We start from the raw sequence: 14493 nt of genomic DNA, 5'->3' as shown, positions 1-14493 counted from the left end.
CGGGGGTGCGTCTGGTCCCCCGTATCGGAGCCCCGCTCGACAAGGAGTTGGTCAGCCGTGACCGCCGGACTCACCACCGCTCAGTTGACCGAGAAGCACCGCCCCACCCTGGATCAGGCGCTGGATGCCGTCCGCACGCGCGCCTACTGGTCCCCCTTCCCCGAGCACCCGAAGGCGTACGGCGCGGAGGGCGCCGTGCCGGGCAGCCTGAGCGCCGCCGAAGGTCAGGCCGCCTTCGAGGCGCTGCGCGGCGCGCGCTTCGAGCTGGACCAGCCGGGCACGGACGGCTGGGCGGGCGCCGAGGTCTCGCCGTTCGGGATCGAGCTCGGCATCGAGTATCCGCACCCGGCCGTCGAGGAGCTGCTGCCGGCGCTGCGCGCGGCGATGCCGCAGTGGCGCGAGGCGGGGCCGGAGGTGCGGGCCGCGGTCTGCCTGGAGATCCTCGCGCGGATCAACGCCCGCTCGCACGAGTTCGCCCATGCCGTGATGCACACCAGCGGCCAGGCCTTCATGATGGCCTTCCAGGCCGGCGGCCCGCACGCCCAGGACCGGGGCCTGGAGGCCGTCGCCTACGCCTATGCGGAGCAGGTCCGCACGCCCGGCTCGGCCCAGTGGTCCAAGCCGCAGGGCAAGCGCGATCCGCTGGAGCTGCGCAAGGAGTTCACGGCCGTCCCGCGCGGTATCTCCCTGCTCATCGGCTGCAACACCTTCCCCACGTGGAACGGCTTCCCCGGCCTCTTCGCCTCGCTCGCCACGGGCAACGCCGTCCTGGTCAAGCCGCACCCGCGCGCGGTGCTGCCCCTGGCCCTGACCGTGCGCATCGCGCGCGAAGTGCTGCGCGAGGCCGGGTTCTCGCCCGACCTGGTGGCCCTGGCCGCCGAGCGGGACGGCGAGGGCATCGCCAAGACCCTGGCCGTGCGCCCGGAGATCCGCATCATCGACTACACCGGCTCCACCGCCTTCGGCGACTGGCTGGAGGCCAACGCCCGCCAGGCGCAGGTCTACACGGAGAAGGCCGGCGTCAACACGGTCGTGCTCGACTCCACCGACGACTACAAGGGCCTCCTCGGCAACCTGGCCTTCTCGCTGTCCCTCTACAGCGGCCAGATGTGCACCACCCCGCAGAACTTCCTGATCCCCCGCGGGGGCATCGCCACCGACGCCGGGCACAAGTCCTACGACGAGGTGGTGTCCGATCTGGCCGCCGCGGTCGAGGGCCTGCTGGGCGACGACGCCCGGGCGAACGGCCTGCTGGGCGCGATCGTCAACGACCAGGTCAAGGAGCGGATCGACGCCGCCGCCCAGCTCGGCGAGGTCGCCCTCGCCTCCCGCACGGTGACCAACCCCGACTTCCCCGGCGCCACCGTGCGCACCCCGGTGATCGTGAAGCTGGACGGCGCCAAGCCCGACGCCGAAGCGGCCTACTTCTCGGAGTGCTTCGGCCCGGTCTCCTTCGCCGTGGCCGTCGACTCCGCGGCGGACGCCGTGGAGCTGCTGCGCCGCACGGTGCGGGAGAAGGGCGCGATGACCGTCGGCGCGTACACCACGTCGTCCGAGGTCGAGCGGCTGCTGGAGGAGGCCTGCCTGGAGGAGTGCGCCCAGCTCTCGCTCAACCTGACGGGCGGGGTGTTCGTGAACCAGACGGCGGCCTTCTCCGACTTCCACGGCTCCGGCGGCAACCCCGCCGCCAACGCGGCCCTGTGCGACGGCGCGTTCGTCGCCAACCGCTTCCGCACGGTCGAGGTGCGCCGCCCGGCCTAGTCCCGGGCCGGGCCCGGGCCCGGGCCTCCCCAGTGGAAGAGCGCCATGGCGACGCTCGTGGCGAGGTTGTAGCTGGAGACCTGCGGGCGCATGGGGAGGGCGACCAGCCGGGTCGCCCTCTCGCGCAGCTCGGGCGAGATGCCGTGACGCTCGGAGCCGAAGGCGATCAGCGCGTCGTCGGGCAGCGTGAGGGAGCGGATGTCGTCCCCCTCCGGGTCCAGGGCGTACAGCGGCCCCGGCGGGAGCTCGGGCAGGGGCAGCCGTTCGACGGCGGTGGCGTAGTGCAGGCCCGCCCCGGCGCGTACGGCGTTGGGGTGCCAGGGGTCCATGTCCCCGGTGGTGACGACGCCCGTGGCGCCGAAACCGGCCGCCAGCCGGATCACGGCGCCCACGTTGCCGAGGTTGCGCGGGTTGTCCAGGACGACGACGGGCGCCTGCCGGGGCGCCCGTGAGAGCGCGTCGAGGTTCGCCCTGCGGGCCGGCCGCGCGGCGAGCGCGGCCACGCCGGTGGGGTGGATCCTGGGCACCAGCTCGCGCAGGGCCCGCACCGGGATCTCCACCAGCCGCTCGGCGAGGGCGTCCGTGAGGTCGTCGGCCAGCGCGGCGGCGAGCTGCAGTGCCGCCGCCTTGTCGCCGGCGACCGCGAGCCGGACGTCCGCGCCGAAGCGCAGGGCGTGCTTCAGGGCGTGGAAGCCGTCGAGCAGTACGGCGTCGGGGGCGTGCTCGCCCCACCGCCGCACGGCGGCAGCGGCTTCGTCCTCGGTCATGCCCTCAGCCTACGAGAGTCCGGTCGGCCGCTTCGTCCCCCTCGCGCTGCGCCGGGACGGGCTGCTTACGGGCCGGCAGCAGCCGGTCGCGGGCCCGGCCGGCGAGGGGGCCCAGGCGGCGCAGGAAGGAGGTGGGGAGGAAGACCGCGTCGGCCACGATCATCGCGAGGGAGAAGAACGGCAGCCCGAGCAGCAGGGCGATGCCGAGGTGCTCCATCATCATCACGGCCAGCAGGACGTTCTTCACCCGCCGGTTGAGCAGGGTGAAGGGGAAGGCGACCTGCACGGCCACGGTGCCGTAGCTGAGCAGCAGCACGAGCAGCCCGCTGGCGGCGAGCGCGTGGGAGAGCTCGGGCCAGGGCGAGAAGTAGTCGAGGTGCAGCGGGTAGTAGAGCGCGGTGCCGTCCTGCCAGCGCGAGCCCTGGATCTTGTACCAGCCGGCCGTGGCGTAGATCAGGCAGACCTCCGCCATGATCACCAGCAGGCCCGCGTTGTGCAGCAGGTTGGCCAGGATGTCCAGGACGGCGCGGGGTTCGGGTGCGTAGCGCCCCGCGAGCCACCACAGCGCCTGGACGAGCCACAGGCCCCACAGCGCGGTGGCCCAGCCGACGCCGGGGAGCGGGCCGTGGTCGGTCCAGGACATCCGGGTTTCGCCGAGGACCTGCGCGGCGGCCAGGGCGATTCCGCAGGCGGCCCACAGCACGATGCCCGTCACGTCCGGGCGGGCGGGGGCGCCGGCCTGCTTCTCGGCGCGGCGGGCGTCCAGCGACCAGACCCGCCCGCAGCGCGTGAGGATCAGGTAGAGGGCCATCAGGTGGATGACGTTGTCGCCGCCGTCGCCGAGGAAGACGCTGCGGTTCTGCAGCGACAGCACGCCGACCATGGAGAGCACGGTCATGGTGCGGGTGCGCCAGCCCAGGGTCAGCAGGGCGGCGGTCACCACGGCGAAGGCGTAGACGGCCTCGAACCACAGGCCGCCGTCGGACCACAGCAGGGCGGTGAAGGCGTGGTTGTCGGCGGTCAGCCGACGGGCCATCTCCCAGCTCCACGGACCGTCGGGCCCGTACATCTCGTGCCGGTTCGACCATTCGCGCAGCAGGAAGACCAGCCACGTGAAGGAGAGGCCGATGCGGATCACGGCCGTCTGGTAGGCGCCCAGGGGGCTGCCCGTGACGCGGTCGGCGGCGCGCGAGATCCGGGCGCCGAGCGGCAGGGTCGTGCTCATAGGTTCTTCGCCTCCGTACGGTCGGCGGCGGTGACCGGCCACCAGCCCAGCACCCGGTAGGCGGGCTTGGCCCCGCCCTTCTCGTCGCTCCAGACCGGCGGCGTGACCAGGGTGGTCACGGCGCGCACCTGGACGCGGCGGATGCTGCGCCCGTCCTGCTCAGGGCCGAGGCGGCCGACGACGATGCGGCGTATGTACTGCTCGGAGAGCTCGCCGCGCAGCCCGTTGGGCGCTTCCTTGACGTCGTGGGAGTTGGTGTAGAAGTCCCAGGCGCGGCGCAGCTCGTTCTGCTGCGTGTGGCTGGGGAGGAGGTTGTGCCGGATGGCTGCGCCGTCCTTCGCGGTCAGGTCGGTCCAGGTGGTCACCGTGGTCCGCCCGTCGGGGCCGGCGAGCTCGGCGCGGGCCTGCACGGCCACGTTCTGCTGGAGCGGGTTGGGAGCGAAGAACTTCCAGTTCTGCTCGTACTCCGGGTAGATGTAGTCGTCTATCGCCGCGGCGTTCTGCTTGGTGACCGTGTTCGACGGCGCCACGTGCAGGAACACCATCGCCAGGTGCACCCCCGCCGTCACCGCGATCACCGCTGCGCCCGCCGCGACGACGAGGCGCGCGGGCAGGGACAGCCCCGCTAGGGCGCCGGCCCGCTCGTGCCCGTCATCCGACTCCATGCCCCGCCCCGTTCCTGCGTCCCGCCTGTGCTGTGCACCCGAACGGTACCCAGGTCGTCCCGCGGGGCACAGCGGCCGGGGGTTATCCACAGGCTTGACACCCCTGGGCGGCCGCACCACCATTGAACCGAACGATCGGTCGGTCGGGCCGGTCGCATGCGGGCGGAGAGGCAGGGGGCATGCCATGACGACGATGGCGCCGGACACAGGAGCCCGGGACACCGCGGCCTACGAGGCGGCCTTCGACGCCGCGGTGGCGGCCGAGGAGCGCATCGAGCCGCGGGACTGGATGCCCGACGCCTACCGCGCCACCCTCGTCCGCCAGATAGCGCAGCACGCCCACTCCGAGATCATCGGCATGCAGCCCGAGGCCAACTGGATCACCCGCGCGCCCTCGCTGCGCCGCAAGGCGATCCTCATGGCCAAGGTGCAGGACGAGGCCGGCCACGGCCTCTACCTCTACAGCGCCGCCGAAACCCTGGGCACCGGCCGCGACGAGCTGCTCGACAAGCTCCACTCGGGCCGCCAGAAGTACTCCTCGATCTTCAATTACCCCACCCTGACCTGGGCCGACGTGGGCGCCATCGGCTGGCTCGTCGACGGCGCCGCCATCACCAACCAGGTCCCGCTGTGCCGCTGCTCCTACGGGCCCTACGCCCGCGCCATGGTCCGCATCTGCAAGGAGGAGTCCTTCCACCAGCGCCAGGGCTACGAGCTGCTGCTCGCCCTGAGCCGGGGCACCGAGGCCCAGCACGCCATGGCGCAGGACGCCGTGGACCGCTGGTGGTGGCCCTCGCTGATGATGTTCGGCCCGCCCGACGCCGAGTCCCCCCATTCGGCCCGGTCCATGGCCTGGAAGATCAAGCGGCACTCCAACGACGAGCTGCGCCAGCGGTTCGTGGACATCTGCGTCCCCCAGGCCGAGTCGCTCGGCCTGACGCTTCCCGACCCCGACCTCCGGTGGAACGAGGAGCGCGGGCACCACGACTTCGGTCCCATCGACTGGACGGAGTTCCAGGAGGTGCTCAGCGGCAACGGCCCCTGCAACGACCAGCGGATCAACCAGCGCCGGCGGGCCCATGAAGAGGGCGCATGGGTGCGCGAGGCAGCCGCCGCGTACGCGGCCAAGCACGGAAAGGCGACGGCATGACGAACGCTGACTGGCCGCTGTGGGAGGTCTTCGTCCGCAGCAGGCGCGGCCTCGCCCACACCCACGCGGGCAGCCTCCACGCCCCGGACGCGGAGATGGCCCTGCGCAACGCCCGCGACCTCTACACCCGGCGCTCCGAGGGGGTCTCGATCTGGGTGGTGCCCTCCGCCGCGGTCACCGCCTCCTCCCCCGACGAGAAGGACCCCTTCTTCGAGCCCTCGGCCGACAAGCCCTACCGCCACCCGACCTTCTACGAGATCCCGGAAGGGGTGCGGCACCTGTGAACGGCGAGCCCGTGACCGCTGTGAAAGCCCCCCTGGCCGCGGCCGCGCTGGCCCTCGGGGACGACGCCCTGGTGCTCTCCCACCGGCTGGGGGAGTGGGCCGGGCACGCCCCGGTGCTCGAGGAGGAGGTCGCCCTCGCCAACATCGCCCTCGATCTGCTCGGCCAGGCCCGCACCCTGCTCTCCCTCGTCGGCGACGAGGACGAGCTGGCCTATCTGCGCGAAGAGCGCGCCTTCCGCAACGCCCAGCTCGTCGAGCAGCCCAACGGCGACTTCGCCCGCACCATCGCCCGCCAGCTGTACTTCTCCGTCTACCAGCACCTGCTGTACGAGCAGCTGGCCGCCGCCGGCGGGCCGGTCGCGCCCCTGGCGGGCAAGGCCGTCAAGGAGGTCGCCTACCACCGCGACCACGCCGAGCACTGGACGCTGCGGCTCGGCGACGGCACGCAGGAGAGCCACGCCCGCATGCAGAGCGGCCTGGACGCCCTCTGGAGGTTCACGGGCGAGCTCTTCGAGCCCGTCGAGGGGCTGCCGGTCGACTGGAGCGCCCTGCGCGAGGCCTGGCTGTCCGCGGTGACCGGCGTCGTCGAGCGCGCCACGCTCACCCTGCCCTCCGGCCCGCAGAGCGGTGCGTGGACGGCGGGCGCGGGCCGGCAGGGCATCCACACCGAGCCGTTCGGGCGGATGCTCGCGGAGATGCAGCATCTGCACCGCAGCCACCCGGGGGCGTCATGGTGACCGCACCCACCGCCCTGGAGGAGCGGCTGCGCGCCCTGGCCGGAGCCGTCCCCGACCCCGAGCTGCCCGTCCTCACCCTGGCCGAGCTGGGCGTGCTGCGCGACCTGCACGTCACCGGCCCCGGCCGGGTCGAGGTCGAGCTCACCCCCACCTACACCGGCTGCCCCGCGATCGAGGCCATGTCCGCGGACATCGAGCGCGTGCTGCACGAGCACGGCCAGGCGGAGGTGTCCGTCCGCACCGTGCTCTCCCCCGCCTGGTCCACGGACGACATCACGGCCGAAGGGCGCCGCAAGCTCGCCGAGTTCGGCATAGCGCCGCCCCGGCCCACGGGCCCCGGCGCCGGCGGGCCCGTCATGGTGGGCCTGGGCATCCGGTGCCCGCACTGCGGCTCCACCGAGACCACGCTGCTCAGCCGCTTCTCGTCCACCGCCTGCAAGGCCCTGCGCCGCTGCGAGGCGTGCCGGGAGCCGTTCGACCACTTCAAGGAGCTGTAGATGGCAGCGGCCCGGCACGGCGCCTTCCACCCCCTGCGCGTGGTCTCCGTCGACCCCCTCACCGACGACTCGGTGGCCGTCGCCTTCGCCGTGCCCCCCGAGCTGCGGGAGACCTACCGCTACGCCCCCGGCCAGCACATCGCCGTCCGCCGCCCCACCCGCGACGGCGGCGAGATACGCCGTACGTATTCGCTGTGCGCCCCCGCGCCCGCTCCCGGGGCGCCGGGCCCCGCGGAGCTGAGGGTGGGCGTGCGGCTGGTCGACGGCGGCGAGTTCTCGACGTACGCCTTCAAGGAGCTGGCCGCCGGGGACACCGTGGAGGTGATGGCGCCGGCCGGGCGGTTCGTGCTGGAGCCGCGCGCGGGGCACTTCACCGCGATCGTGGGCGGCAGCGGGATCACGCCCGTGCTGTCCATCGCCTCGACCCTGCTGGCGAGGGCGCCCGAGGCCCGGTTCTGTCTCATACGCAGCGACCGGACCACCGCCTCCACGATGTTCCTGGAGGAGGTCGCCGACCTCAAGGACCGCTTCCCCGACCGCTTCCAGCTGGTGCACGCGCTCTCCCGCGAGGAGCAGCAGGCCGGGCTGCCGTCCGGGCGGCTGGACGAGGAGCGGCTGGCGCGGCTGCTGCCCGCCCTGCTGCCGGTGGAGGAGATCGGCGGCTGGTTCCTGTGCGGGCCCTTCGGCCTGGTGCGGGGTGCGGAGCGGGCGCTGCGCGGCCTCGGGGTCGGGCGGGACCGCATCCACCAGGAGATCTTCCACGTGGAGTCCGGGGCCGCCGGGGAGCCCGGCCGGGCCGCTCCCGCGGGCTCGCCCGCGCGCAGCACGGTGACCGCGCAGCTCGACGGGCGCGGCGGCAGCTGGCCGGTGCGGGAAGGGGAGACGCTGCTGGAGGCGGTCCTGCGGAACCGGCCGGACGCGCCCTACGCCTGCAAGGGCGGGGTGTGCGGGACGTGCCGGGCGTTCCTGGTCAGGGGCGAGGTGCGGATGGACCGGAACTTCGCGCTGGAGCCGGAAGAGATCGAGAGCGGCCATGTCCTGGCGTGCCAGTCGCATCCGCTGACGGAAGAGGTGGAGCTCGACTTCGACCGCTGAGCGTTCCCATTTGCCGTCACCCGCCCTAGATTGACGGACCGTCAGATTTGGCGGCCGGGGACCAGGCGCGGGAGGCGGCGGCAGTGGACTTCACCTTCACCGAGGAACAGCAGGCGGCCCGGGAAGCGGCACAGGCCGTCCTCTCCGGGGTCTCCCCCGACGGCGTGCCCAGCCCGGTCCTCTCCCGGGGCCCGGTCGCGCAGGACTTCGACCGCGCGCTGTGGCGCAGGCTGGCCGACGCCGGTCTGCTGAGCCTGACCGTCGCCGGCGAGCACGGCGGGGCGGGGCTCGGGCCGATCGCCCTGTGCCTGGTGCTGCGCGAGGCGGGGCAGGTGCTCGCCCGGGTGCCGCTGCTGGAGTCCGCTGCGACGGCGCTCGCGCTCAGCACGCACGGCGGCCCGGCCGGGGAGGCGGTCCTGCCCGCGCTCGGGCGGGGCGAGCTGGTCGCCACGGTCGCCTCCAGCGGGCGCACAGGGCACGATGCCGCCGAACTCGCGGTCGGCGCACGGCCGGTGGCCGGGGAGGGCTGGGTGCTCGACGGAGTCCAGACGGCCGTGCCGTGGGCGCCGTCCGCCGATGTGCTGGTGATCCCGGCGCAGATCGCGGACGGGCGCTCCGTGCTCGGGCTCGTCCCCCGTGATCACCCGGGGGTGGGCCTGGCCGGGCAGGTCTCCACCAACGGCGAGCGGTACGCCGAGGTGCGGCTCGACTCCGTACGCCTCGACGCCACGCAGGTCGTCACCGCCGAAGGGGCCTGGGAGCGGCTGCGCGCGCTGCTCACCGCCGGCACGTGCGCGCTCGCGCTCGGCGTCGGGACGGCGGTGTGCCGCATGACCAGTGCGTACACGGGGAAGCGGGAGCAGTTCGGCCACCCGCTGGCCACGTTCCAGGCGGTGGCCGTCCAGGCCGCGGACCGCTACATCGACCTGCGGGCGATGGAGGCCACCCTCTGGCAGGCCGCCTGGCGGCTGGAATCCGGGGCGGGCGGGCCGCTCCCGGCCGCCGCCGACCTCGCCGTCGCCAAGGTGTGGGCCTCGGAAGGGGTGCGCCGCGCCGTGCAGACCGCGCAGCACCTGCACGGCGGCTTCGGCGCCGACACCGACTACGCCCTGCACCGCTACCACGCCTGGGCCAAACAGCTGGAGCTGTCCCTCGGCCCCGCCGCGGCCCACGAGGAGGCGCTGGGCGACCTGCTGGCCGCCCACGCGCCCGACGGCGACTAGACCGGAACCGCTAGATCACGGTGCCGGGGGCGCCGTTGCCGTCCACGACCGGGCGGCCCGCGGCCTCCCAGACCTGCATGCCGCCGTCGACGTTCACCGCGTCCAGGCCCTGCTGCACCAGATAGGCGGTGACCTGCGCGGACCGGCCGCCGGAACGGCAGATGACGTTGATCCGGGCACCGTCGGGCGCCTTCTCCGTCAGCTCGCCGAAGCGGGCCACGAAGTCGCTCATCGGAATGTGCAGCGCGCCCTCCGCGTGGCCGGCCGCCCACTCGTCGGCCTCGCGCACGTCCAGCAGGAAGTCTTCGGAAGAAAGGGCGTCGACGCCGACCGCGGGAATACCGGAACCAAAGCTCATGCCCACGACGCTACCCGACGAGCTCCCGCAGATGCGCCTCGCGCTCCGCGACCTGGGCGCGCAGGCCCTCGGCGATCTCCTCCAGCAGACCGTCCGGGTCCTCCGGCGCCATCCGCAGCATCGAGCCGATCGCCGAACCCTCCAGCTCGGCCGCCAGCTCCGACAGCATCTCCTTGCGCCGCGCCAGCCACTCCAGGCGGGCGTAGAGCTCCTCCGCCACGTCCAGCGGGCGCGGCTCCGGCGGCGGGCCCGCGGCCCACTCCGCCGCCAGCTCCCGCAGCAGGGCCTCGTCGCCGTCCGCGTACGCGGCGTTGACCCGCACGATGAACGCCTCGCGGCGCAGCCGCTCGGCCTCGTCCCGCGCCAGGTCCGGGTGCGCCTCGCGGACCAGCTCCCGGAAGGCCTTGCGGGCCTCGTCGCTCGGGCGCACCCGGCGCGGCGGGCGGACCGGCTTCTCCGTGAGCATCGCCTGCGCCTCCGGGGACATGCCCTCCGAGTCCAGCCAGCCGTCGAAGAGCTGCTCCACGCCGGGCAGCGGCTGCACCAGCGCGCGGGCCTCGCGGGCCCGGCGCAGGTCCTCGGCGTCGCCGCTGCGGGCGGCCACGGCCTCGGCGATCTGCGCCTCCAGCTCGTCGAGCCGGGCGTAGACCGGGCCGAGGCGCTGGTGGTGCAGGCGGGAGAAGTTCTCCACCTCCACCCGGAACGTCTCCACGGCGATCTCGAACTCGATCAGCGCCGTCTCGGCCGTGCGGACGGCCTTTTCCAGGCGGGAAGTGTCTGCTTCCGGATTCATCACCCGACCAGCGTAGTTCCCTCCCGGAGGGTTCCCCGGGCGCCTCCGCCCCGCGCCGGGTGCGCCCCCTTGTCGCCGGGCGACGACGGGCCGCCCGTGGCGCGCGGCGACGGCGCGGCACCACGGGGGTGGGGGTCGGCGGTGCCGCGGCCGGCCGGCGGCCGGGGCCGGCCGGCGGCAGGCCGGTCGGCACCGCCGGGATGCGCCGTCTCGGCTGAGCGCCGTTGCGGCGGGAGATTTTGCCTGCGGCCTACCGCCAAAGTCGCCACAGGCGGGTGAACGACCACAGGAGGAATGCGCCCCGGCGGGATTGTGGACCGCTAGACGCCTCGTTCCGCCGCTATCCGGCCGGACTGGATCGCCTTTGTCAGGGTTTCGTGGTCCGCTTCTGTTTGGTTTGCGTAGGTGTGGGCGAAGTCGGCCATGGCCTCGTCCAGGGCCGGGGACTTGCCGCAGTAGGCCGCTATGAGGCGGGGGTCCGCGGTGTGGGAGTGGGCTCGGGCGAGGAGGGCGCCGGTGAGGCGGGCGTAGTCGTCCAGTTCGTCGGGGGTGAGGGCCGCCGGGTCGACGCTGCCCTTGCGATTGCGGAACTGCCGCACCTGGTACGGCCGGCCCTCGACCGTCGCCCAGCCCAGCAGCACGTCGCTGACGACCTGCATCCGCTTCTGGCCGAGCACGACGCGCCGCCCCTCGTGCCCGTCCGGCGGCATGGCGAAGCCGGCCTTCTCCGCGTACGGCAGCAGGACCGAGGGCCGGGCCTCCTTCACCTGGAGGACGAGCGGCTCGCCACGGTGGTCCAGGAGCAGCACCACGTACGAGCGCAGCCCCACGCTTCCGGTGCCGACGATGCGGAAGGCGACGTCCTGCACCTCGTACCGGGCCGTCAGCGGCAGCAGGTCCTCCGGGAGGGTGCCGAGGTAGCCGCCGAGGGCGAGGGCGACCGCCGCCGCCTCCCCGTCCGGCAGCCGGCGCAGCACGGGCGGGGCGTCCACGAAGCGCCGCCCGTCGCCGGTCTTCTCCGTGGCCTTGGCCGCGAAGCGGGCGCTCGTGTTCCGCCGGGCCTTCTCCGCGACCCGCTCCAGCGTGCCGACCAGCTCTCGGGCGTCCGCGTGGGAGACGAGCCGCTCGTCGGCGATGGCGTTCCAGGCCTCCGCGACCGGCATCCGGGCCAGCAGCCGCATCGTGTGCCGGTAGGAGCCGACGGCGTCCCGCGCCGCCGCCCGGCAGGTCGGCTCGTCCGCGCCCGCCTCCCGCCCGGCCAGCACCAGCGACGCGGCGAGCCGCTTCACGTCCCACTCCCACGGCCCGCGCAGGGTCTCGTCGAAGTCGTTGAGGTCGATGACGATCTCTCCGCGCGCGTCCCCGTAGAGCCCGAAGTTGGCGGCGTGGGCGTCTCCGCAGATCTGGGCGCCGACCCCGGTCACCACCGAGTCCACCAGGTCGTAGCCCATCAGCCCCGCGGACCCGCGCAGGAAGGCGAAGGGGGACGCGGCCATCCGGCCGACCCGTATCGGCGTGAGCTCCGGCAGCCGGCCCGCGTTCGACGCCTCCACCGCGGCGACCGCGTCCGGCCGGCCCGGCCCGGCGGTCCACTCCGCGTGCGCGGCCCGCGGCACCCGTTCCCGCAGCGCCTTCCCCTCGGCCTTCGGCGACCCGCCCTCCGCCTTCGGACGCGCGAACCCCGGCACGTACGGCAGTCGCGGCATCGCGCCCCACCTCCCCCTTCGCATGAGCGCTTTCGGCTGCCGAGAACCTACCCAAGGAGAAAGCCGGAAGGACCCCCGCCCCGGCCCGACGCACCGCGCATCGCACACCGCGCACCGCGCACCGCGTGGCCGGATCGTTGCCGTGCGCCGCCGCACCCCCTTGACCTCAAGCAAAGTCGAGGTTTGATGATGCGATCACGAGCCTCACACCGGCCACGCGGGGGAGAGAGCGAGAGAACGCATGACCAAGGAATCCGGCTTCTACTCGATCATCGACTACACCGTCGACGGGCCCGAGACACAGCGCGCCCTCCTGAAGGCGTTCACCGAGATCCAGAAGACCTGGGTGCGCTTCTACCCCGGATACCGCTCGGCGCAGTTCCACCTCAGCACGGACGGCACCCGCGTCGTGAACCTCGTCCACTGGGCCACCGAGGCCGACTACCGCAACTTCGTGGAGAACTCCGACACCGACGGCCGCATGGCCGCCATCCGGCAGGCCCTGGAGAACCTGCCCGGCAAGGCCGAGATCAACATGCCCGGGGCTCCGACCTACCTCGCCTACGAAGTCACGCCCGGGCCACGCCCGTAGCACCGCCCCCCACGGCAACTTCCAGTGATTGCCTGACCGCCCGCAGAGCGTCCGACACGGCCGCGGGAGCCACGGCCCCGGCCCCCGCGGCCTCCCGCGCCGTGGCATAACCCAGCACCTGGGCTATGCCCAGGGCCCGCAACGCCTCGTCGCCGCCGACGCTTTCGGGCTCCCCCAGCATCTGCCGCGCGGTGGACTCCAGCAGCACGCCGGCGACCGCGGCCAGCGCGGACGGCGGCAGGGCCTCTTCGAGCATCGTGGCCACGGACACCGCATCCGGCGCAGACACGGATGCGGAGACGGACGCGGATGCGGACGCGGACACGGACACGGACGCGGCAGAAGCAGCCGGAGCCGGAGCAGAAGCAGAAGCAACAGGCGTCTCGCGCCAGGACCTCAGCGAGCCGTAACGGGCCAGGCCGTCATGCAGCGCGGCCGCGAACGTGGACCCCAGACCGGACCCCGTCATCTCTTCCTTCGACGCTCGCACCGGCGCCTCCTCGAAGCCACGGGCACCGCTGCGGGCGCCCTCGCGGATGAGCGGCAGGGCACACGCGGAACACCCCCGACGCATAGCGCGAACGTAGCAAACCGACCAGTTTGTATGTCAAGGATGTACGGGACAGTTCGTCACGCTATGCGACCGGACTCGACTGTCCCTCCAGGGCTTTTCCAGCGCCCTTCCAGCAAGGCCCCGACTTCGCACCCACGGTCAGGAAGCGGCCCGTTCGGCCACCTGCGGCACCGCCGGGGCCGCGTACGCGTCGCCGTCCCCCGCCGTCACGTCCGACCCCGCCGGGTCCAGCCGGCCGACCATGTGCGACGCGGCGAGCCGGGGCATCAGCAGCCGCCAGAAGGCCGTCACCGACTCCCGGGACAGCCACTCCTGGTCGCCCCGGCCGAGCACCTCCAGCCCGGTCGTCGACGCCGTGATGACCGTGGCCGCGTCCTGCGGCGCCACCCCTTCGGCTAGCGCGCCTTCACTCCCCGCCCGCATCAGCTGCCGACGCACGAAGTCCTGCCACTGGCTGCGCAGATCGGACCTGGTCGCATCGACGACGTCGCAGCTCAGACGGAATCCGGCGCGGACGACGAGGTCGCTGCGGAGGCGGCTCACCATCGCGTGGGAGGCGTCCGCGAGCACCTGCAGGGCCGGTTCGTCGCTGCTGTCCGCGCAGCGCGTGATGGTGAGGAGCGCCTCGCGCGCCTCGGACTCGACGGCCGCGGCCAGCGACTCCTTGTCCTCGAAGTGGAAGTGGAACGCCCCGGTACTGACCCCGGCCCTGGCGCTGATCCCCGAGACCCGCGAACTCGCGTACCCGTACTCGTCGAACGCGGCGGCGGCGGAGTGGATCAGTGCGCGGCGGGTGCGTTCTGCTCGCTCTTGCTTCCTCATGGACGACTCCCGCGACGAACTCGAACCCCGGCGCCCCGACGCGGGGAGGTGGGAAGTGGACGGGGACATGTCACCCGTATTCAGCGTGTGAGAAGTGTAGCAAAACAAAACCATCTAGTTGGTTTTCATTGCCAGCCCTTTTCCGACTCTTGGGCTGGAAAAGACCGGTCGGCCAGGAAGGCCGACCGGTCCGGTGACCGCGTATCAGGAGATGACCAGGTGTCGGCAGGCCACCCCGTGCCGT

At 73.3% G+C, this 14493-nt stretch carries 16 protein-coding genes; 8 read left to right on the top strand and 8 right to left on the bottom strand.

Features of this window, described 5'->3' with window-relative positions; translation table 11 throughout:
- Positions 1–57: 57 nt before the first annotated feature.
- A complete protein-coding gene (gene paaN / locus NQU55_RS28600) occupies positions 58–1761 on the top strand; it encodes a phenylacetic acid degradation protein PaaN (RefSeq protein WP_168096019.1) in 1704 nt (567 codons plus the stop codon).
- Here paaN and NQU55_RS28595 read toward each other — a convergent pair.
- From NQU55_RS28595 to NQU55_RS28585, 3 genes are read right to left on the bottom strand one after another with little or no spacing between them, the layout of a single operon-like run.
- Positions 1758–2528 carry a TrmH family RNA methyltransferase gene (locus NQU55_RS28595; protein WP_168096018.1) on the bottom strand — a complete coding sequence of 257 codons (771 nt, stop codon included), beginning with the start codon at positions 2526–2528 and terminating at the stop codon, positions 1758–1760. The genes paaN and NQU55_RS28595 overlap by 4 nt on opposite strands.
- A 4-nt stretch (positions 2529–2532) precedes the next feature.
- Positions 2533–3753 carry an HTTM domain-containing protein gene (locus NQU55_RS28590; RefSeq protein WP_256791455.1) on the bottom strand — a complete coding sequence of 407 codons (1221 nt, stop codon included), beginning with the start codon at positions 3751–3753 and terminating at the stop codon, positions 2533–2535.
- Positions 3750–4418 (bottom strand): DUF5819 family protein, encoded by a 669-nt coding sequence (locus tag NQU55_RS28585; RefSeq protein ID WP_168095382.1) that lies wholly within the window; start codon positions 4416–4418, stop codon positions 3750–3752. Before NQU55_RS28585 ends, NQU55_RS28590 begins: the two co-directional genes overlap by 4 nt.
- Before the next feature lie 184 nt (positions 4419–4602).
- Here NQU55_RS28585 and paaA point away from each other — a divergent pair, with 184 nt between their 5' ends.
- From paaA to NQU55_RS28555, 6 genes are all read left to right on the top strand, one after another.
- Complete coding sequence (gene paaA, locus NQU55_RS28580; RefSeq protein ID WP_168095383.1) at positions 4603–5568, top strand: 1,2-phenylacetyl-CoA epoxidase subunit PaaA; 966 nt, start codon at positions 4603–4605, stop codon at positions 5566–5568.
- Entirely contained in the window at positions 5565–5852 is a 288-nt protein-coding gene (paaB, locus tag NQU55_RS28575; RefSeq protein ID WP_168095384.1) for a 1,2-phenylacetyl-CoA epoxidase subunit PaaB, read from the top strand. The genes paaA and paaB overlap by 4 nt, the downstream gene beginning before the upstream one ends.
- An 11-nt stretch (positions 5853–5863) precedes the next feature.
- Complete coding sequence (gene paaC, locus NQU55_RS28570) at positions 5864–6589, top strand: 1,2-phenylacetyl-CoA epoxidase subunit PaaC (protein ID WP_256791454.1); 726 nt, start codon at positions 5864–5866, stop codon at positions 6587–6589.
- A complete protein-coding gene (gene paaD, locus NQU55_RS28565; RefSeq protein WP_168095386.1) occupies positions 6583–7086 on the top strand; it encodes a 1,2-phenylacetyl-CoA epoxidase subunit PaaD in 504 nt (167 codons plus the stop codon). Before paaC ends, paaD begins: the two co-directional genes overlap by 7 nt.
- Complete coding sequence (locus tag NQU55_RS28560) at positions 7087–8181, top strand: 2Fe-2S iron-sulfur cluster-binding protein (RefSeq protein ID WP_168095387.1); 1095 nt, start codon at positions 7087–7089, stop codon at positions 8179–8181.
- A gap of 83 nt (positions 8182–8264) precedes the next feature.
- Positions 8265–9404 (top strand): acyl-CoA dehydrogenase family protein, encoded by a 1140-nt coding sequence (locus tag NQU55_RS28555; protein WP_168095388.1) that lies wholly within the window; start codon positions 8265–8267, stop codon positions 9402–9404.
- Between the two features lie 10 nt (positions 9405–9414).
- Here NQU55_RS28555 and NQU55_RS28550 read toward each other — a convergent pair whose 3' ends face one another.
- The 3 genes from NQU55_RS28550 to NQU55_RS28540 all read right to left on the bottom strand — a co-directional run bounded on the left by NQU55_RS28550 (position 9415) and on the right by NQU55_RS28540 (position 12285).
- Positions 9415–9762, bottom strand: a complete 348-nt coding sequence (locus NQU55_RS28550) for a rhodanese-like domain-containing protein (protein WP_256791453.1) — start codon at positions 9760–9762, stop codon at positions 9415–9417.
- A gap of 10 nt (positions 9763–9772) precedes the next feature.
- Positions 9773–10555 (bottom strand): J domain-containing protein, encoded by a 783-nt coding sequence (locus tag NQU55_RS28545; RefSeq protein ID WP_168096778.1) that lies wholly within the window; start codon positions 10553–10555, stop codon positions 9773–9775.
- A gap of 320 nt (positions 10556–10875) precedes the next feature.
- Entirely contained in the window at positions 10876–12285 is a 1410-nt protein-coding gene (locus NQU55_RS28540) for a DUF2252 domain-containing protein (RefSeq protein ID WP_256791451.1), read from the bottom strand.
- Between the two features lie 217 nt (positions 12286–12502).
- On the opposite strand from NQU55_RS28540, the gene NQU55_RS28535 reads away from it, so the two are divergent.
- A complete protein-coding gene (locus tag NQU55_RS28535; protein WP_168096936.1) occupies positions 12503–12853 on the top strand; it encodes an antibiotic biosynthesis monooxygenase in 351 nt (116 codons plus the stop codon).
- Here NQU55_RS28535 and NQU55_RS28530 read toward each other — a convergent pair.
- Positions 12831–13118 carry a hypothetical protein gene (locus tag NQU55_RS28530; protein ID WP_168096937.1) on the bottom strand — a complete coding sequence of 96 codons (288 nt, stop codon included), beginning with the start codon at positions 13116–13118 and terminating at the stop codon, positions 12831–12833. The two genes, NQU55_RS28535 and NQU55_RS28530, sit on opposite strands and share 23 nt — an antisense overlap.
- A 447-nt stretch (positions 13119–13565) precedes the next feature.
- Complete coding sequence (locus tag NQU55_RS28525) at positions 13566–14249, bottom strand: ScbR family autoregulator-binding transcription factor (RefSeq protein ID WP_256791450.1); 684 nt, start codon at positions 14247–14249, stop codon at positions 13566–13568.
- Positions 14250–14493 lie beyond the last annotated feature (244 nt).

Source organism: Streptomyces telluris (genome assembly GCF_024519335.1).
In the GTDB taxonomy this organism is placed as follows: Bacteria; Actinomycetota; Actinomycetes; order Streptomycetales; family Streptomycetaceae; genus Streptomyces; species Streptomyces telluris.
This window is presented reverse-complemented; position numbering and strand designations above follow the sequence as displayed.